The organism is Tepidimonas alkaliphilus, from assembly GCF_007556595.1.
GTDB classification, from domain to species: Bacteria; Pseudomonadota; Gammaproteobacteria; order Burkholderiales; family Burkholderiaceae_C; genus Tepidimonas; species Tepidimonas alkaliphila.
The window spans coordinates 55,655-73,948 of the sequence record NZ_VJNB01000007.1 but is presented as its reverse complement, the minus strand read 5'-3'; the positions used below and the strand labels follow the sequence as shown (position 1 = coordinate 73,948).

18 protein-coding genes, 1 other RNA gene and 1 pseudogene are annotated in these 18,294 nt (G+C 71.2%); 15 read left to right on the top strand and 5 right to left on the bottom strand.

Going from position 1 to position 18,294, the window contains the following annotated elements; genetic code table 11:
* Positions 1 to 133 precede the first annotated feature (133 nt).
* The 5 genes from pyrC (at position 134) to Talka_RS07725 (ending at position 3,926) form a co-directional block, all read left to right on the top strand.
* On the top strand, positions 134 to 1,189 hold the full coding sequence (gene pyrC, locus Talka_RS07745; RefSeq protein WP_143890549.1) for a dihydroorotase: 1,056 nt from the start codon (positions 134 to 136) through the stop codon (positions 1,187 to 1,189).
* Positions 1,190 to 1,275: 86 nt separating this feature from the next.
* A complete protein-coding gene (locus tag Talka_RS07740; RefSeq protein WP_143890548.1) occupies positions 1,276 to 2,142 on the top strand; it encodes an endonuclease/exonuclease/phosphatase family protein in 867 nt (288 codons plus the stop codon).
* Between the two features lie 112 nt (positions 2,143 to 2,254).
* Positions 2,255 to 3,124 (top strand): protease HtpX, encoded by an 870-nt coding sequence (htpX, locus tag Talka_RS07735; RefSeq protein ID WP_143890547.1) that lies wholly within the window; start codon positions 2,255 to 2,257, stop codon positions 3,122 to 3,124.
* Between the two features lie 107 nt (positions 3,125 to 3,231).
* On the top strand, positions 3,232 to 3,657 hold the full coding sequence (locus tag Talka_RS07730; RefSeq protein WP_143890546.1) for a putative toxin-antitoxin system toxin component, PIN family: 426 nt from the start codon (positions 3,232 to 3,234) through the stop codon (positions 3,655 to 3,657).
* Entirely contained in the window at positions 3,654 to 3,926 is a 273-nt protein-coding gene (locus Talka_RS07725) for a toxin-antitoxin system HicB family antitoxin (RefSeq protein WP_143890545.1), read from the top strand. Before Talka_RS07730 ends, Talka_RS07725 begins: the two co-directional genes overlap by 4 nt.
* Here the strand turns inward: Talka_RS07725 and Talka_RS07720 are convergent.
* Complete coding sequence (locus Talka_RS07720; RefSeq protein ID WP_143890544.1) at positions 3,917 to 5,779, bottom strand: NAD(P)/FAD-dependent oxidoreductase; 1,863 nt, start codon at positions 5,777 to 5,779, stop codon at positions 3,917 to 3,919. The genes Talka_RS07725 and Talka_RS07720 overlap by 10 nt on opposite strands.
* Before the next feature lie 122 nt (positions 5,780 to 5,901).
* On the opposite strand from Talka_RS07720, the gene rnpB reads away from it, so the two are divergent.
* Positions 5,902 to 6,241: RNase P RNA component class A (gene rnpB / locus Talka_RS07715), an RNA gene on the top strand.
* A gap of 73 nt (positions 6,242 to 6,314) precedes the next feature.
* On the opposite strand, the pseudogene Talka_RS07710 reads toward rnpB, so the two are convergent.
* Positions 6,315 to 7,181 (bottom strand): annotated as a pseudogene (locus Talka_RS07710) (MBL fold metallo-hydrolase); the annotation flags it as partial.
* A gap of 168 nt (positions 7,182 to 7,349) precedes the next feature.
* Between Talka_RS07710 and Talka_RS07705 the strand changes: the two are divergent.
* The 6 genes from Talka_RS07705 to Talka_RS07680 all read left to right on the top strand — a co-directional run bounded on the left by Talka_RS07705 (position 7,350) and on the right by Talka_RS07680 (position 12,432).
* On the top strand, positions 7,350 to 8,018 hold the full coding sequence (locus Talka_RS07705) for a YiaD family glycine zipper/OmpA-like lipoprotein (RefSeq protein WP_143890542.1): 669 nt from the start codon (positions 7,350 to 7,352) through the stop codon (positions 8,016 to 8,018).
* Complete coding sequence (gene dapF / locus Talka_RS07700) at positions 8,018 to 8,914, top strand: diaminopimelate epimerase (RefSeq protein ID WP_143890541.1); 897 nt, start codon at positions 8,018 to 8,020, stop codon at positions 8,912 to 8,914. Before Talka_RS07705 ends, dapF begins: the two co-directional genes overlap by 1 nt.
* 54 nt (positions 8,915 to 8,968) lie before the next feature.
* Entirely contained in the window at positions 8,969 to 9,688 is a 720-nt protein-coding gene (locus Talka_RS07695; protein ID WP_143890540.1) for a DUF484 family protein, read from the top strand.
* On the top strand, positions 9,685 to 10,716 hold the full coding sequence (locus Talka_RS07690; protein WP_143890539.1) for a tyrosine-type recombinase/integrase: 1,032 nt from the start codon (positions 9,685 to 9,687) through the stop codon (positions 10,714 to 10,716). Before Talka_RS07695 ends, Talka_RS07690 begins: the two co-directional genes overlap by 4 nt.
* A 96-nt stretch (positions 10,717 to 10,812) precedes the next feature.
* Positions 10,813 to 11,217 (top strand): DsrE family protein, encoded by a 405-nt coding sequence (locus Talka_RS07685; RefSeq protein ID WP_185970100.1) that lies wholly within the window; start codon positions 10,813 to 10,815, stop codon positions 11,215 to 11,217.
* A 33-nt stretch (positions 11,218 to 11,250) separates the two neighbouring features.
* A complete protein-coding gene (locus tag Talka_RS07680; RefSeq protein WP_143890538.1) occupies positions 11,251 to 12,432 on the top strand; it encodes a class I SAM-dependent rRNA methyltransferase in 1,182 nt (393 codons plus the stop codon).
* Between the two features lie 11 nt (positions 12,433 to 12,443).
* Here Talka_RS07680 and Talka_RS07675 read toward each other — a convergent pair whose 3' ends face one another.
* Both Talka_RS07675 and Talka_RS07670 read right to left on the bottom strand, forming a co-directional pair.
* Positions 12,444 to 13,622 carry a S1C family serine protease gene (locus Talka_RS07675; protein ID WP_143890537.1) on the bottom strand — a complete coding sequence of 393 codons (1,179 nt, stop codon included), beginning with the start codon at positions 13,620 to 13,622 and terminating at the stop codon, positions 12,444 to 12,446.
* Positions 13,603 to 14,079, bottom strand: coding sequence for a phosphate-starvation-inducible PsiE family protein (locus tag Talka_RS07670; protein WP_143890603.1), 477 nt, complete (start codon positions 14,077 to 14,079; stop codon positions 13,603 to 13,605). Before Talka_RS07670 ends, Talka_RS07675 begins: the two co-directional genes overlap by 20 nt.
* A 259-nt stretch (positions 14,080 to 14,338) precedes the next feature.
* Between Talka_RS07670 and tsaB the strand changes: the two genes are divergently transcribed.
* From tsaB to Talka_RS07655, 3 genes are read left to right on the top strand one after another with little or no spacing between them, the layout of a single operon-like run.
* Positions 14,339 to 15,109 carry a tRNA (adenosine(37)-N6)-threonylcarbamoyltransferase complex dimerization subunit type 1 TsaB gene (tsaB, locus tag Talka_RS07665; RefSeq protein ID WP_143890536.1) on the top strand — a complete coding sequence of 257 codons (771 nt, stop codon included), beginning with the start codon at positions 14,339 to 14,341 and terminating at the stop codon, positions 15,107 to 15,109.
* A gap of 11 nt (positions 15,110 to 15,120) precedes the next feature.
* Positions 15,121 to 15,702 carry a GNAT family N-acetyltransferase gene (locus Talka_RS07660; protein ID WP_143890535.1) on the top strand — a complete coding sequence of 194 codons (582 nt, stop codon included), beginning with the start codon at positions 15,121 to 15,123 and terminating at the stop codon, positions 15,700 to 15,702.
* Positions 15,699 to 16,673 carry a uracil-DNA glycosylase gene (locus tag Talka_RS07655; RefSeq protein ID WP_143890534.1) on the top strand — a complete coding sequence of 325 codons (975 nt, stop codon included), beginning with the start codon at positions 15,699 to 15,701 and terminating at the stop codon, positions 16,671 to 16,673. The genes Talka_RS07660 and Talka_RS07655 overlap by 4 nt, the downstream gene beginning before the upstream one ends.
* Here the strand turns inward: Talka_RS07655 and Talka_RS07650 are convergent.
* Positions 16,577 to 18,235 carry a methyl-accepting chemotaxis protein gene (locus Talka_RS07650; RefSeq protein WP_143890533.1) on the bottom strand — a complete coding sequence of 553 codons (1,659 nt, stop codon included), beginning with the start codon at positions 18,233 to 18,235 and terminating at the stop codon, positions 16,577 to 16,579. The genes Talka_RS07655 and Talka_RS07650 overlap by 97 nt on opposite strands.
* Positions 18,236 to 18,294: the final 59 nt, after the last annotated feature.

The following is an 18,294-nucleotide window of genomic DNA, read 5'->3' as shown; positions in this document are numbered from 1 at the left end:
TGGTCTTGATTTGGCTTAGTCTGGTCTGGTTAGATCGATTTGTCAACCCAGTCCTCCTCCGGCTGGCGGCCCCGGGCGCCGCCGCTCAAGGCGCCTCTGTGAGGCGGATCCCGCTCTGCGACAATCCGGCCCGATGAGCCACGCTGCCGACACCCTGACCCTGATCCGTCCCGACGACTGGCACGTGCACCTGCGCGACGGCGCGGCCCTGGCCACCACGGTGCCGCACACGGCAGCGCAGTTCGCGCGCGCGATCGTCATGCCCAACCTCAAGCCGCCGGTGACCACCGCGGCGCAGGCGGCGGCCTACCGCGAGCGCATCCTGGCGGCACGCCCCCCGGGCGTAGCGTTTGAGCCGCTGATGACGCTGTACCTGACCGACCACCTGCCGCCGCAAGAGATCGAGCGCGCGCGCGAGGCCGGCGTGGTGGCGGTCAAGCTCTACCCGGCGGGCGCCACCACCCACAGCGATGCGGGCGTCACCGACATCCGCCGCACCTACCGGACGCTGGAGGCGATGCAGCGTGCGGGGCTGTTGCTGTTGATCCATGGGGAGGTTACCGACAGCGAGATCGACATCTTCGACCGCGAGGCGGTGTTCATCGAGCGGGTGCTGGATCCGCTGCGGCGCGACTTCCCGGGCCTGAAGATGGTGCTGGAGCACATCACCACCAAAGAGGCGGCGCAATATGTCGCCGAGGCCGGGCCGAACCTCGCGGCGACGATCACCGCGCACCACCTGCTCTACAACCGCAACGCGCTGCTGGCGGGCGGTATCCGGCCGCACCACTACTGCCTGCCGGTGCTCAAGCGCGAGGCGCACCGCCAGGCGCTGGTGGCGGCGGCCACCAGCGGCCATCCGCGCTTCTTCCTCGGCACCGACAGCGCGCCGCACGCGGCGCAGCTGAAGGAACACGCCTGCGGCTGCGCCGGCTGCTACACCGCGCCGGCGGCGCTGGAGCTGTATGCCGAAGCGTTCGAAGCCGCCGGCGCGCTGGATCGGCTGGAGGGCTTCGCCAGCCTGCACGGGCCGGACTTCTACGGCCTGCCGCGCAACACCGAGCGCGTGACGCTCAAACGCGAGGCGTGGACGGTGCCCGAGCGCTACCGCTTTGGCGACGCGGAAGTCAAGCCGCTGCGCGCCGGCGAGACGCTGCGCTGGCGGCTGCAGCCCGCTGCCGCGACCTGAGGCGGGCGTGCGCATGGCGCCGCCGCACCGGGTACGATGCAGGCCATGTCAGCCCGCCACGCAGCCGGGTTAGCACGGAAACAGCCATGCGGATTCTGACCTGGAACGTGCAATGGTTTCGCGGCCTGGATGGCCGCGTGGACGTGGACCGCGTGCTGCGCCATGCGCTGGACTGGGGCGAACAGCCGCACGTCATCGGCCTGCAGGAGGTGGCGCAGCACTACCCCGGGCTGGAGGGCGCAGGCGAAGCCGACCAGGTCGAGCAGGTGCGCGCGGCGCTGCCCGGCTACGAAGTGTTCTTTGCCGCCGCGATCGACGAATGGCGCCCTGGCCGCCCGACCCGGCAGCGCTTCGGCAACCTGATCGCCACGCGGCTGCCGGTGCTGCGCGTGCAGCCGCTGGCGCTGCCGTACCCGGCCGATCCGGCGGCGCCATCGATGCCGCGCGTGCTGGCGGCGCTCACCGTGCAGGCGCCGTGGGGGGCGCTGCGCGTCGGCGCCACGCACCTGGCCTACTACAGCGCGGCGCAGCGGCTGGCGCAAGCGCGCGCGCTTGTGGCCTGGCAGCGCGAGGCCGCGGCGGTGGCCGCGCAGCCGCCGGCGGTGGGCGAGGAGCCGCCCGACACGCCGTTCCAGCCGCGCCCGCACGCCGCCGAGGCGGTGCTGATGGGCGACTTCAACGCCCCGCCGCACGATGCCGCCTACCGCGAGCTGACCGCCGCCGCGGGCGGCGCGCCGGCTTTCCTCGACGCCTGGACGCTGGCGCACCCCGGCACGCCGCAGCCGCCGACGTTTCGCGTGCACGAGTCGGGCGCGCAGCCGGTCACCTGCGACTATCTGTTTGTCACCCCGGGGCTGGCCGCGCGCGTGCGGCGGGTGTCACTCGATTCTGCTACGCTGCTGTCCGATCATCAGCCTTTGCTGATGGAACTTGACGACGCGATCGGGGTCTGAACGGGCCGGCAGCGGCGAAGCGCAGGCTCTCTTGCCCCTTGAGGCTGCCTTGGCTCGCCCCCCACGTCTGGATCGTCGCACGATCGCTTTCTGACCGACTCGCGGAGCACCCATGAAACGCATTCTGTTGCTGGTTCTGACCAACCTCGCCGTGATGGCGGTGTTGTTGATCACCACCCGCATCCTGGGCGTCGATCGCTTCCTGACCGCCAACGGACTGGATACGGTGGCGCTGGCGGCGTTTTCGCTGATCATCGGCTTTGGCGGCGCGTTCATCTCGCTGCTGATGAGCAAGCCGATGGCCAAGTGGAGCACCGGCATGGTCATCATCGACCAGCCGCGCACCCCCGACGAAGCCTGGCTGCTGGCCACCGTGCGCAAGCTGGCCGACAAGGCCGGCATCGGCATGCCCGAAGTTGGCATCTACGAGGGCGAGCCCAACGCGTTTGCCACCGGCGCGTTCAAAAACGACGCGCTGGTGGGCGTCTCCACGGGCCTGTTGGCGAACATGACGCGCGAGGAGGTGGAGGCGGTGCTGGCGCACGAGGTGGCGCATATCGCCAACGGCGACATGGTGACAATGACCCTGATTCAGGGGGTCATGAACACCTTCGTCGTCTTCTTGAGCCGCGTGATCGGCTATGTCGTGGACAGCTTCCTGCGCCGCGGCGACAGCGAACAGTCCGGCCCTGGCATCGGCTACCTGGTCACCAGCATCGTAATGGAGGTGATCCTGGGTTTCCTGGCCGCCATCATCGTGGCCTGGTTCAGCCGCCAGCGCGAGTTCCGCGCCGACGCGGGCGCGGCCATGCTGATGGGGCGCAAGCAGCCGATGATCAACGCGCTGGCGCGCCTGGGCGGGCTGGAGCCGGGCGCGCTGCCGCAGGGCATGCAGGCGCTGGGCATCACCGGCAGCCTGGGCAAGCTGTTCGCCACCCACCCGCCGATCGAGGAGCGCATCGCTGCGCTGCAGGCGCTGTGACCGCGGGCTGACGGCGTCCGCGTCAGCCGTAAGCCAGCGCCAGGCGCGCGGCGCGGTCGGGCGGCGGGGTTGGCGAGGCCCGCCGGAATGGTTACACTGGCACCACCATGCGCGTCGTGCTCGACACCTCGGTGCTGGTGGCCGCCGCCCGCTCCCGCCGTGGAGCCAGCCACCGGATCGTGGCCGCGCTGCCGCACCCAAGGTTTCAGATCGCGCTGTCGGTGGCGCTGTACACCGAATGGCAGGCGGTGCTGACGCGGCCCGAGCACCGGCCGTCGGGCCTCGGCGTGGAGGATGTGCTGGATTACCTGCGTTATCTGGCGTCGATCGCCCACCTGCAGGACGTGCACTACCTCTGGCACCCTTTCCTGCGCGATCCCGACGACGACATGGTGCTCGAGTGCGCGGCGGCCTCCGGCAGCCGCTACCTCATCACCCACAACGTCGCGGATTTCCGCGGCGCTGAGACGCTGGGCGCGCAGGCCGTCACGCCCGCGTGGTTCTGGACCGAAGGGCTGGGAGCCGAACCATGACCGCCTTGACCGTGCGCCTTCCGACCTCGCTGCATCAGCGCATCCGCGAACTGGCCGCCCGCGACGGCATTTCCGTCAACCAGTTCATCGCCAGCGCCGCCGCCGAAAAGCTGGCCAGCGTGCTGACCGTGGACTACCTGCGCCGGGAGGCATCCGGCGCCACGCGCACGGCGTTCGAGCGCTACCTGCAGGCGGTGCCGGACGCCGAGCCTGCGTTGGACACCGACCGGTTGCCCGCACCCACCGCAGGCAGCGACCCTCAGCCGTAAGCCAGCGCCAGGCGCGCGGCGCGGTCGGGCGGCGGCGGCTCGGCGCCGAGCAGGTGGCAGCCCAGCGCCTCGGCCACGCGCGTGCCGTCGATGGCCGCCGACAGGATGCCGCCGGCGTAGCCGGCGCCTTCGCCGGCGGGGTAAAGGCCGGCCAGTTGCGGGTGCTGGCAGTCCGGCCCGCGCGGGATGCGCAGCGGCGAGGAGGTGCGCGTCTCCACCCCGGTCAGCACCGCATCCGGCAGGTCGAAGCCGCGCAGCTGGCGTGCCAGCTGCGGGATGGCCTCGCGCATCGCCCGCACCGCCCACGGCGGCAGCACCGCGGCGAGGTCGACCGGTTTGACGCCGGGCTTGTACGACGGCACGACGTCGCCGAGCGCGCTGCCGGCCCGGCCGGCCAGGAAGTCGGCGACGCGCTGCGCCGGGGCGTCGTAATCGCGCCCGCCGGCCTCGAAGGCGGCGGACTCCAGCGTGCGCTGCAGCACCACGCCCGCCAGCGGATGCACGCGCCCCTCGCGCGCCAGCCGCGCCGCCTCGCGCGCGTAGCGCTCGCCGGCCTCTGCGCCGAAGGCGGCGCGCCAGGCCGCGGCGTCGGCCACCGCGTAATCGGAGGGCGCCACGCCGACCACCAGGCCGGCGTTGGCGTTGCGCTCGGCGCGCGAATACTGGCTCATGCCGTTGGTGACGACGCGCCCGGGCTCGCTGGTGGCGGCCACCACCGTGCCGCCCGGGCACATGCAGAAGCTGTAGACGCCGCGGCCGTTGGCGGCGTGGTGCACCAGCTTGTAGGCCGCCGCGCCCAGCAGCGGGTGGCCGGCGTGGCGGCCCCAGCGCGCGCGGTCGATCAGGCTCTGCGGGTGCTCGATGCGCACGCCCACCGAGAACGGCTTGGCCTCCAGCGCCACGCCGGCGGCGTGCAGCGCCTCGAAGGTGTCGCGCGCGCTGTGGCCCAGCGCCAGCACGACGTGCGTGGCCGGCACTTCGTGCAGCGCGCCGCTGACGAGATCACGCACGCGCAGCGCGCGCAGCCGCCGCGCACCGTGCTCGCCCTCCTCGACCTCGAAGCCCTCGACGCGCTGCTCGAAGCGGACCTCGCCACCGAGCGCCTCGATGCGCGCGCGCAGGCCCTGCACCACCTTGACGAGCTTGAAGGTGCCGATGTGCGGGTGCGCCTCGTAGAGGATCTCGGGCGGTGCGCCGCAGTCGACGAACGCCTGCAGCACGCGCCGGCCCAGGTGGCGCGGATCCTTGACCTGGCTGTAGAGCTTGCCGTCGGAGAACAGCCCGGCGCCGCCTTCGCCGAACTGGACGTTGGACTCGGGGTTGAGCACGCGGCGGCGCCACAGGCCCCAAGTGTCCTGCGTGCGGCGGCGCACCGGGCGGCCGCGCTCCAGCACAATCGGGCGCAGGCCCATTTCGGCCAGCGTCAGCGCGGCAAAGATGCCGCAGGGCCCGAAGCCGACCACCACCGGCCGCGCGCCACCGGGCGGCATCCAGCCGGCCGGGGCCAGCGCCGGCGGCCGCCAGGTCATGTCCGGCGTCGGCTGCACGTGCGGATGGCCGGCCAGACGCTGCAGCAGCGCCGCCTCGGCGCCGGGGTCGGCCAGCGCGATGTCCACGATATAGACCGCGCGTACCTGGGCGCCGCGCGCATCGAAGGCGCGCTTGTGCACCTGCAGCCGCGCGATCGCCGCCGGGGACAGCCCCAGCACCTGCGCGGCCAGCGCGCGCAGCGCGTCCTGCGGATGCGGCGGCGGGGCGCGGTCGGCCTCGGTTTCGGGGCCGGCGTCGGCGGCGCGCCGCGCCGGCAGCGGCAGCGCCTCCAGGGGCAGCTTCAGTTCGCTGAGGCGGATCATGGTCGTGCTCGGGGCCCGTAGCGATCGGGCAGAAAGGGCAAGCCAGCATGATAGCCCGGCGCCGGGCCCGCGAGGGCGCGCGCCCACGTCCGACGCGAGGCTGCGCGATAATCGCCCCCGGTGAAGCCCGCCCGACCGTCGCCGGCGCAAGGCCCGCAAGGGCGCGCTGGAGGAACGTCCGGACTGCACAGGGCAGCGTAGGAGGTAACGCCTCTCCACCGCGAGGTGCGGATCAGAGCCACAGAGACGAGCCGGTTCAGACCGGGGTGAAACGCGGCAATCTCTACGCGCAGCAACACCAAGTAGGCCAGCCTGGGGGCAACCCCTGCCCGTGGCCCGCGGGCCGTGCTGGCGGGTCGGTGGCATTGAGCCGTCCGGGTGACCGGCGGCCCAGAGGAATGACGGTCACGCGCAGCCTGTCGGCGGCGCGCACAGAATCCGGCGTACCGGCGGACTTCACCTTTTTCTTCGTGCTGGGGTCGAGTCGGAAACGGGATGCCCGGTCGCGGCCCCGCAGCCTTCTGGACCTCGCCTGTTAGCCCGCGCGGCGCATCAACGCCTCATAACGCGCCGGATCAAGCCGCTTGACGTGCGCCAGCAGCGAGCGCGCGGCCACGGGCCAAAGGGCGGGCGCAACATCCGCATAAGCGTGGCGCACCAAGGTCTCCAAATCGCCCTCGGGACTCGCCGACAGGGCGGCGGCAACTTGAGCCTCGCGCCGCAGTCGGTGCGCGATCAGCCGCTCGATGGCGCCCTGCGCGTCATCCAAGACGTCGCCGTGGGCCGGCGCGATGCGGCGCACGCCCGCGTCGCCACACAACGCCTGAAGACGCTGCAGCGAGCGCAGGTAGGCATCCATATCCCCGTCCGGCGGGTCGATGACGGTGGTGCTGCCGCTGAGGATGTGGTCGCCGCTGAACAGCCAGCCGTCTTCCTCGAGCAACAGGCAAAGGTGGTTGGCCGCGTGGCCCGGGGTGTGCACGACGCGCAGCGTGACCTGCACCACGCCGTCGCGGTCTGTCAGTGTCAGGCGCTCGCCGTCGGCCAAAGGCCGCTCGGGCGTCCAGCGGCTGTGCGGTCGCGCGGTGGGCGCGCTGGCCAGCCCCAGCACCGGTGCGGGAGGGCCGCCGGCGGCCTTCAGCTGGGCTTGGAGGGGGTAAGCCCCCGGGGCATGATCCGGGTGCGAGTGCGTGCACACAATAGCGCGCACGTCGCCGCCCGTCAACCGCATCAGCCGGCCCAAGTGCGCCGCATCGTCGGGCCCCGGATCGACCACGATATAACCCGTCTCGGGTTGGCCGATCAGGTAGGTGTTGGTGCCCGGGCCGGTCATGCGGCCAGGGTTTGGCGCGGTCAAGCGCTGCACGCGCGGCCCCAACGGCACCGCAATGTCATAGCGCCAGCCGTGCGCTGGCCCCGCGAAACCGGTTGCCGCAAAACCACCCATGCACGGGATTGTGACAGAAGTGACCGTTTGTTGCGGCCCGGCCGCCGGGCCTGGGCATAAGCCAACGGGTGCGGCAGAATGCACAATCGCAAGCGTCCCACTTCGCCTTCAAGGAGCGTTCGCATGCACCGTCGGCACCCTTGGCACTGTGCGTGGCTGTTGGCTGGCGCTGCCGCCTTGGCCTTGGGCGGCTGCGCCCACATGAGCGAGGAGCAAAAATCCGGCACCGCCAAAGGCGCGATGATTGGCGCTGCCGCGGGCGCGGTGCTGGGGGCCGTGACGGATGGCGGCAAGGGCGCGGTGCGCGGGGCGGCGATTGGCGCGGCCGCTGGCGCCGCCGGCGGCTACATCTGGTCCAGCCGCATGGAACAGCAAAAACGCGAGATGGAGCAGGCCACTGCCGGCACCGGCGTGGCGGTGACGCAGACCGCCGACAACCGCCTCAAGCTCGAGATCCCGAGCGACATCTCGTTCGACGTCGGCCGCGCCGACATCAAGCCGAACTTCCGCAGCGTGCTGGACACCTTCGCCGACGGGCTCAAGCGCAACCCGGCCGCGCGCGTGACCATCATCGGCCACACCGACAGCACCGGCAGCGACGCGGTCAACAACCCGCTGTCGGTCAACCGCGCCGCCGCCGTGCGCGACTATCTGGTCAGCCGCGGCGTCGGCATCGAGCGCATCGCCATCGACGGGCGCGGCTCGCGCGAACCGATCGCCAGCAACGCCACGCCGGAGGGGCGCGCGAAGAACCGCCGCGTGGAAATCTTCGTGGCCGAGCAGGCGAGCTGATGCGGCTGCGCTTTACCAAAATGCACGGCGCGGGCAACGACTTCGTCGTGCTGGACGAAACCCGCCAGCGCTATGGCCTGACCCCCGCGCAGTACCAGTGGCTGGCCGACCGCCACTTCGGCGTCGGTGCCGACCAGATCCTGACGGTGCGCCCGGCTCCAACGCCGGACGTGGACTTCGAATACGTCATCCACAACGCCGACGGCGGCGAGGTGGAAAACTGCGGCAACGGCGCGCGCTGCTTCGTGCGCTACGTGCACGACGCGGGCCTGACGCACAAGCGCCGCGTGCGCGTGGCCACGCGCGCCGGCGTGCTGACGCTGGAGTTGCGCGACGACGGGCGCGTCACTGTCGACATGGGCGCGCCGGTGTTCGAGCCCGCCGCGGTGCCGTTCGACCCGGCGGGGCTGCAGCCCGAGCCGCTGGGCGACTGGCAGCGCTGGCCGCTGCCGCTGCCCGGCGTGGCCGAGGCGCCGCGCGTGGCGGTGCTGTCAATGGGCAACCCGCACGCCGTGCTGCGCGTGGACGACGTGGAGGCCGCGCCGGTGGCCGCCTGGGGGCCGCTCATCGAGCGCCATGCGCGCTTTCCGCGCCGCGTCAACGCCGGCTTCCTGCAGGTGGTGGACCGCGGCCACGCGCGCCTGCGCGTGCACGAGCGCGGCGCCGGCGAGACGCTGGCCTGCGGCACCGGCGCCTGTGCCGCTGTGGTGGCCGGCATCCGCCTGGGCTGGTTCGATGAGGCGGTGGACGTCGAGCTGCGCGGCGGGCGGCTGACGATCGAGTGGCCACGCGGGCGCGACGGCCTGGACGCGCCCGTGCGCATGACCGGCCCGGCCGAGCCGGTGTTCACCGGCGAGGTCGAGGTGCCGCAAGACCCTTGGGCCGACTCCCGTTGAGCCCTTCGGTTGCGTCACAATCGCAGTTGCCTTTGCCCTGCAGGAGTCGCCCCCTTGAGCACCGCTGAAGGCTTGCAACCGCTGACCGAAGATGACATTGCGCAGTATTTGCTGCATCGGCCTGATTTTTTCGAGCGCCACGCCGACCTGCTGGCTGCGGTTCAGCTCACCAGCCCGCTGACCGGACGCGCCATCAGCCTGCTGGAGCGCCAGGTGGAAATCCTGCGCGAGCGGCTGCGCCAGTTGGAGCTGCGCACCGCCGAGATGATCCGCCACGGCCAGGACAACATGGCGCTGCTGCAGCGGCTGCACCAATGGACGTGCGCGCTGCTGGCCACGGAAGACCCCAGCGCCCTGCCTGAGCGCCTGACCGCCGAGCTGGCGCGCCAGTTCAGCGTGCCGCAAGTGGCGCTGCGGCTGTGGGACGTGCAGGCTGCGCCTGGAGCGCCGTGGGCCGTGCCGGTGGACGAGGAGACGCGCGCCTTCGTGCAGTCGCTGCCGCGCCCATTCGTCGGGGTCAACCCGGGCGTGCAACCGCTGCAGTGGTTGAGCGATCCGGCCGCCGCCGCTTCGGTGGCGCTGGTGCCGCTGCGCCCCGCGGCGCACGAGCCTGCGTTCGGCTTGCTGGTGCTGGCCAGCGATGACCCCCAACGCTTCGAGGCCAACGCCGGCACCGACTTGTTGCAGCGCCTGGGCGAGCTGGCGGCGGCGGCGTTGGGGCGGCTTCGCAGCCCGCGGACATCGTCGCCCGAACCTGCCACGCCAAACGCATGACCGCCCCCAAGCCCGCCTTGGTAGCCGACGACGCCGACTGGGTGCCGCGTTACCTGCAGCACCTGGCGGTGCAGCGGCGCTTAAGCCCACGCACGCTGGCGCTGTATGCCGCGCACCTCCAAGTGTTGCAACAACATGCCGCAGCAGAGGGGCTCACGCTGGCGCAAGTGCATCCGGCGCACGTGCGGCGCTGGCTGGCGCAGCTGCACGCCGCTGGCCGCCAGCCGCGCGGACTGGCCTTGATGCTGTCGAGCTGGCGCGGCTTCTACCGTTGGGTGGGGAGGCAAGGCTGGATGGACGCGCACCCGGTCACTGGCGTGCGCGCGCCCAAGGCGTCGCGGGCGCTGCCCAAAGCGCTGTCGGTGGAGCAGGCGTTGCAGCTCGTCCAGTCGGCCAGCGGCGAGCCGCAGGATGAGCCGCTGCGCCTGCGCGATCGGGCCATGGCCGAACTGCTCTACAGCAGCGGCTTGCGCTTGGGCGAGCTGCTAGGGCTGGACATCCACCCCAGCCCCAGCGCGCGCGGCTGGGTCGATTTGGACAGCGCCGAAGTGCACGTGTGCGGCAAAGGCGGCAAATGGCGCTCGGTGCCGGTGGGGGTGGCGGCCCAGGCCGCGCTGCGCGACTGGCTGCAGGCGCGCGCGGCCTGGCTCGGCGCGGCGGCGTCGCAACCCGCGCTGTTTGTCGGCGCGCGCGGCGCGCGGCTGACCCCCCAAGTGGCGCGGCGGGCCCTGGCCGCCCTGGCGCGTCAGGCCGGACTCGCCATCCACGTCCACCCGCACATGCTGCGCCACAGCTGCGCCAGCCATGTGCTGCAATCCAGCGGCGATTTGCGCGGGGTGCAAGAGCTGCTCGGGCACGCCAGCATCGCCAGCACGCAGCTTTACACGCGCTTGGATTTTCAACACTTAAGCCGCGTCTATGAGGCGGCTCACCCGCGCGCGCAGCATCGCGCCAGCAGCCCAGCCCCGCAGCCGCCAGCAGCCGCTTGCGGGAAACCCCGCGCTGGTCAGGGGCAGCCAAACAGCTGACAATTGTCAAAGCATGATCCGCCAGCGCGGATCTGTCCGTTTGACGTGCAAGGAGCGAAAGGAGACCGCATCGTGCTCAAACTATGGCGCTGCTGGATGATGTGGCTGGCATCCCTGACGCTGACAATGACCGCGCAGGCTGCCGAGCCGATCAAAGTGGTGTACCACTTGAGCGAAGGCATTCCGCAAGCCACGCGGGCCATCGGCAACATCCGCAACCATCTGAATGCCGACCCCTCCGCCAAAATCGTGGTCGTGGCGCACGGGCTGGGCATCGATTTCTTGCTGGAAGGCGCGACCAACCAGCAAGATCAGCCGTTTGCCGGCGCGATCGCCGAGCTGGCCAACCGCGGCGTAGAGTTCCGCGTCTGCAACAACACGCTGGTGGCGCGCCGCATCGATGCCAACAAGCTCGTGCCGGAAGCCAAGGTCGTGCCGTCGGGCGTGGCCGAAGTGGCCAAGCTGCAAGCGCGCGAAGGCTTTGTGTATCTGCGGCCCTGAGAGCCAGCATGCGGGGTGGGACAATCCGCCCCCATGAAGACGATCCGATTGAAGGCGGGCAAAGAACGCTCGCTGCTGCGCCGCCACCCGTGGGTGTTCGACACCGCGATGGAAAGCGGGCGTGCTGACTTGGGCGAGACGGTGCGGGTGGAGGCGGTTGACGGCCGCTTCCTTGCGTGGGGGGCGTATGCGCCAGCGTCGCGCATCCGGGTGCGGGCGTGGAGTTTCGAAGAAGCCGAGCGCATCGACGCTGCGTTCTTCGAGCGGCGGCTGCGCGCGGCGCTGGATCTGCGCGCGCGGCTGGCGATCGACAGCGACGGCGTGCGCTTGGTTCACGGTGAATCCGACGGCCTGCCGGGGCTGATCGTGGATCGCTATGCCGACACCCTGGTGGCCCAGTTTGGGGCCAGCGGCGTGGAGCGGCACAAAGATCGGCTGGCGGATTTGCTCATCCAACTCACCGGCTGCGCCCGTCTTTACGAGCGCTCCGACAGCGGCGTGCGCCAGCTCGAGGGGCTGCCCCCGGTGACCGGCTGGCTGCGCGGCGGCGGCCCCACCGAGGTGACGATCCGCGAGCACGGCTGGCGGCTGACGCTGGATGTGGCCACCGGCCACAAGACCGGCTACTACCTCGACCAGCGCGACAGCCGCCGCGCCTGCGCCGAACTGGTGCGCCGCTTCGGCTGCGCCGAGGTGCTCAACGCCTACTGCTACACCGGTGGCTTCACGCTGGCGGCGCTCAGCGGCGGCGCGCGCCACGTCGTCTCGGTCGATTCGAGCGCCCCGGCGCTGCAGCGCGCGCGGGCGCACGTGGCGCTCAACGGCCTGGATGAGGCGCGCTGCACGTGGCTGGACGCCGACGTCAACGCCACGCTGCGCGCCTTTGTTGCCGAGGGGCGACGCTTCGACTTGATCGTGCTCGACCCGCCCAAGCTCGCCCCCAGCGCCGCGCACCTGGAGCGCGCCGCGCGCGCCTACAAGGACGTCAACCGGCTGGCGTTCAAGCTGCTGCCGCCCGGCGGGTTGCTGCTGACCTACTCGTGCTCCGGCGCCGTCGGCGTGGAGCTGTTCCAGAAGATCGTCGCCAGCGCGGCGCACGAAGCCGGGGTGGAGGCGGCGATCCTGGCGCGCCACGGCGGCGCGCCGGACCATCCGGTGGGGCTGGCCTTCCCGGAAGGCGAGTACCTCAAGGGCCTGGTGGTGGTGCGGCGCTGACGGCCTTGCCCTTAAACGCCCGGCTGCAGCGTCACCGTCACCTCGCGCGTCTGCTCGCCGCGGCGCACGCTCAGCCGCACGGTGTCGCCAACGCGGAAGTCGTCCAGCCGCGCCAGCAGCGGGCCGACGCCGCTGACGGGCTTGCCCTCCACTGCCACGATCACGTCGCCCGGCACCAGGCCCTCGGGCGTCATGCGCACGCCCTGCAGCCCGGCCTGCTCCGCCGCGCCGCGCGGCTGCACGCGCAGCACATAGACCCCCTCCACGCCAGTGGCGGCGGCCAGTCGCTGATTGAGCGTCTCGTCCACCTCGATGCCCAGCGCCGGGCGCACGTAGCGCCCGTGCTGGATCAGCTGCGGCACCACGCGCGCCACCGTGTCCACCGGCACCGCAAAGCCGATGCCGGCCGAGGCGCCCGACGGGCTGTAGATCGCGGTGTTGATGCCGATCAGCCGACCAGCCGAATCGAGCAGCGGCCCGCCGGAGTTGCCGGGGTTGATCGCCGCGTCGGTCTGGATCAGGTGCTCGATCGGCGGCTTGCCGGGACCGCCGTCGAGCGTCCTGTCCAGCGCCGAGACGATGCCAGTGGTCAGCGTCCAGTCCAGCCCGAACGGGTTGCCGATCGCAAACACCTTCTGCCCGACCTTCAGGTCGTGGCTGGTGCCCACCGGCACCGGCGGCGGGCGCTTGAAGCCCACCCCGATGCGCAGCACCGCAATGTCGTGCGCCGGCGAGGCCCCCACCAGCGCGGCGCGGTAGTCGCGCCCGTCCGCGAGCCGCACGGTGGCCGACGACGCCCCCTCGATGACGTGGTAGTTGGTGACGACGTGGCCGGCGTCGTCCCAGATGAAGCCGGAGCCGGTGCCGCGCGGCACCTCCCAGACGTTGCGCGTCCAGGCATCGCGCACCACCTGCGCGGTGGAGATGAAGACGACCGAGTCGCGCGCCTTCTCGAACAGCTCGATGGTGGCGCGTTCGTCGGCGGCCAGGTCGCCGCGCGGCGTGACGGTGCGCTCGGCCGCTGGCGCGGGCGCGGCGGGCGTCCAACGCTGAGCCAGCCCAGGCAGCAAGCGCCACCACGCCATCAGCAGCGCCACCAGCAGCGCCAGCCACAGCAACCGGCGCACCACTGGATCGCCGCGCGGCGCGGCGGGCCGGCTTCCGTGGGGGCTAGCGTCCTGCATCGCCATGCGCATGCTCCTCTTTGGCGGCGCGGGCCGCGGCCTGTTGCGCCTCCAGCGCCCGCTGGTCGCGCTCGCGCATCAGCCAGTAGACGATGCCCAGCGCCAGCGCCGCGCCTGACAACGCCGCCACTTTGGCTGGCGACGTTTGCGGATCCAGGATCACGAACTTGCGCGACAGCGCAATCAGCGCGATCAGCACCACCGTCTTGACCTGCACGATGCTGTCGTGGCCCATGACGACGCGCACGATGGAGTGCTTGAACTCCATCGCGATCAGCAGCGTCATGATCATGCCAAACACGGTCTGGAACACCGTGTGGTCGAGCGGGTTGAACGCATCCAGCACCAGCAGCGTGAAGACGACGCGGATCAGCTGCACCAGCGACGTCACGATGATGACCGCGATCACCGCCGACAAAATGATCGCCACCACCTGCTCAAAGCGCTCATACAGCGTCATCATCGGCCAGCGCTCGCGCAGCGACAGACCGGCGGGCGCGCGCGACTGGGCGAGGTCGGGGTGGGACACGGCTCCTCCTACGCAATCCGAACAGGCCGGCGCCGTAGAAAGGGCGCCGCTTGCCGCGGGAGTCTAGCAAAGCTGTCGCCCACCCTGGGACGGCAGACCGACGTTGGCCTTGCCGTAACACGAAGATGTCAGAGGACTGGCCGTGGATGCCGACCCGCGCTTCGCTGCACCCTCACCGAGGATAATCGCCGTCATGGACACAGCCGCGACCCCGATCCTGCGCCCCGGCCTGCAGCGCTGGCTGGCGCTGGACACGAGCGCCTCGGCGCTGAGCGTGGCCGTCGGCGCGGCCGGGGTCGCCGAGCCGCTCGCGTGGCACGAAGGCGAGGGCGGCGCGCAGGCGTCGGCGACGCTGCTGCCCTCGATCATGGCGCTGCTGCAGCGCGTCGGCTGGCGGTTGGCGGAGCTGGACGGCATCGTCTTCGGCCACGGGCCGGGCTCGTTCACCGGGCTGCGCACCGCCTGCGCGGTGGTGCAGGGGCTGGCCGCCGGGGCACGGCCTGGCGGGGTGCCGGTGCTGCCGCTGGGCACCCTGCTGGCGGTGGCGGAGGCCGCGCGCGCGCGCCACGCGCCGGCCGCCGTGCAGCTCACCGTGCACGCGGCGCTGGACGCGCGCATGGACGAGGTCTACGTGGCCCGCTACGCTTGGGACGCCGCGCTCGGTTGGCGCGAACTGGACGGCCCGCACCTGCGCCGCCCCGAGGATCTGCCGCAAGAGTGCGGCGCGCTGCACGCCGGCAACGTCGCCGGCGTCTATGGCGAGCGGCTACCCCCAGCGTGGCGCACCGAGGCCGGTGGCGCGACGCTGCCGTGCGCGCGCGCCTTGCTGCGCCTGGCGGCTGCGGGTGTGGCGGCTGGGCGCTGCGTCGGCGCGCACGGCGCGCAGCCGCTCTACGTGCGCGACAAGGTGGCGTTGACGGTGGACGAGCAAGTGGCGCTGCGCGCCAGCCGCGTCGCCAGTTGACAAGGCGGACGATGAACCCTTTGGTGGACGACACCCAGCCAGCGGTTTCCGCTGACGCGGCGCTGCTGTGGCGTCCGATGACCGCCGCCGACCTGGACGCGGTGGCCGAGGTGGCCAAAACCGCACACCCGCACCCGTGGAGCCGGCGCCATTACGAGGATTCGCTGGCCGCCGGGCACTGGGCGCGCGTGCTGGCGCGCCGCCCGGATCCGCGCCACGACCCGCCGCACTGGGTGCACGCGCCGGCCACGCCGGAGGGCGACTGGCTGCTCGGCTTCCTGGTGGCGATGCCGGGGGTGGAGGAAGGGCATTTGCTCGACGTCACGGTGGCGCCGGTGCACCAGCGCCACGGCTGGGGCGGCTGGATGCTGCGGGCGCTGGCGGACTGGGGCCGCGCGCAGGGTTTTGCCCAGCTGTGGCTGGAGGTGCGGCGCAGCAACGCCGCCGCGCGCGCGCTCTACGCCCGCTGCGGCTGGGTGGAAGCCGGCGTGCGCAAGGATTACTATCCCGACACGGCGCAGCGCCGCGAGGACGCCATCGTCATGCGGCTTGACCTGCGCCCCGCGCCTGACGCCACCGCCACGCCCCGATGAACCTGCCGCGCGCCCTGCCCTGGCTCGACGAGCGCCGCTCGGCCCTGCTGGCCGAGATCGGCGTGCCCGCGTGGTGGCAGCCGCGCGCGCTGCTGCCGCGTCCGCCGGGGGCGGACGGTGGCGCGCCGGCGATCGGGGCGACGGCCCGCCGTGGCCCGCCCCCCCGCGCGCAGGAGACTGAGTCCGCAGACGCCATGGCCGCGGTGCGCAGCGGGCCCGCCTCGAGGGCGGGATCGCCGACCGGATGGGCCGTCCCCGTCCAGGCGGAGCCCACCGCCGCCACCAGCCCGGTGCCGCCGCAGCCCCCTCTGGGTGACCCGGCGCCGCCGCCCGATCCCGCGCCCCACGCCGACATCGCCACGCTCGACTGGCCGGCGCTGGAAGCGGCGATCCACGCCTGCCAGCGCTGCGGGCTGGCCGCGTGCCGCCAGCGCGCGGTGCCGGGTGTCGGCGACCGCCGGCCGACCTGGCTGATCGTCGGCGAGGCCCCGGGCGAGGAGGAAGACCGCCAGGGCGAGCCGTTCGTCGGCCGCGCCGGGCGGCTGCTGGATCGGATGCTGGCGGCGCTGGACCTGCAGCGCGGCCACGGCGTTTACATCGCCAACGTGCTCAAATGCCGCCCGCCGCGCAACCGCAACCCGGAGCCGGAGGAAATCGCGCGCTGCGCGCCCTATCTGCTGCGCCAGATCGCGCTGCTGCAGCCGCGCCTCGTGCTGGCGCTGGGACGCTTTGCGGCGCAGACGCTGCTGGCCGAAGGCGGCTGCCTGCCGCCGGCTGAAGCCGCGCGTGCGCCGCTGGGCCGGCTGCGCGGGCGCGTGTTCCAGGCGCGCCTCGGGGAGCTCACGCTGCCGGTGGTGGTGTCCTACCACCCGGCCTACCTGCTGCGCAACCCGGTGGACAAGGGCAAGGCGTGGGCCGACCTGTGTCTGGCGGCGGAAACGTTGGCCGACGTCTCATCATCTCTGAAATAGGCCACCGACGACACCAACGCCTGCGAGGTCTGGCCCAGCTGCGCCGCTGAAACGCTGAGTTTGTGCACCCGGTCGGCGGTCTGCGTGATGCTGGCTTCCATGGCGCGAATCGCCGCTTGCACTTCTTGCAAACTGCGACGTTGGTCGGCGCTGGCGGCATCGACTTCATGGACCATGGCGTTGACGCGACCAATCGCCTGCACGATTTCTTGCATGGTGGCGCCGGCTTTGGCCACCAGCTCGGAGCCAGCCGTCACACGCTCGGCGCTGGCGCCGATCAAGCGCTTGATTTCATGCGCCGCTTGCGAGCTGCGCTGCGCCAGCGCACGGACTTCGCCGGCCACCACCGCAAAGCCCCGCCCCTGTTCACCCGCCCGGGCCGCCTCCACCGAGGCGTTGAGCGCGAGAATGTTGGTTTGGAAGGCAATGCCCTCGATCACCGCGATGATTTCTTTGATGCGCTGCGAGGAGGCGTGGATTTCCTCCATCGTTTTCACCACATCCCCCACCACCTCTCCGCCGCGTTGCGCCACCGAAGCGGCGTCATGGGCCAGCGCCGTCGCCTGCCGGGCGTGATCAAAGTTTTGCTGCACTTTGAGCGCCAGCTGCTCGGAAGCTTTGGAGGTGGCCTGCAGCGAAACGGACAGATCTTGCATCAAGCCGGCGATGGCGGCGTTGTCATCGGCCACGTGCTGGCTGGATTGCTCCACGCTCTGCGCGCCTTGACGCACTTCGCTGACCACCTGGCGCAGCCGCTCTCGCATGTCTTCCATGGCCTGCACCAGCGGGCCAAATTCATCTTGCAGCCAACGGCTTTGAGACCGCGACAGGTCGCCGCCGCGCACCTGCTCGGCCACCGTCTTGGTCATACGGATGCGCTGTTGCAGCAAGCGTTCGATGTAAAAGACCGCCAAAAAAAGCAGCACGGCGCACATCACCACGAGCAGCAAAATGGCCCGCAGCGTGCGATCGACATGGGCGTTCATCTCGGCAATATCGGTCACCAGGCGCTTGCGCTGGTAATCCACGGTCTCCGCCAAAGCCGACAGCACCTGATTGCGCGCGGGTATGGTGTGATCCACCAAATAAGCAAAGGCCGATTCGCGCTGTCCTTGCAAAATCAACTGCAGATTTTCATGACCGACGCGCCAAAAGTTTTCAAATGCTGGCGGCAACTTGGCAAACAAAGCCTTGCCTTGAGGAGTAAACAGCGAGGCTTCGTAAGCGCGCAAGGTCTCTTCGATCAAGCGGCGCTTGGCTTGGATGTCCTCCACCGCTTCCTGGCGCTCGCGCTCGTTGCGCGCCAGCATGGCGTGGCGCAATTGCAGCGAAATGCGGGTAACGTTGAGCTCCATCGCCGCGGCCTGCGCCAGCTGCTGAACCCGAACCTGCTCGGTGCGCCGGGCCAGGTCTTTGACGTGCGTAAGACTCGTCCACGCATACGCCGCCAACAACGCCAAGCCGACCGAAACGATCAACGCAACCGCAAGAAGGCGCTGGCTGATGCTGATGCGGGATAAAAAAGCGAATTTAGAAGGGGGGGGGGGGGGGGGGGTAATCATATTTTTTCCGCGCAGCGGCCTCCTTGATGATGACGACCCGATGATCGCCACAAGCTTAC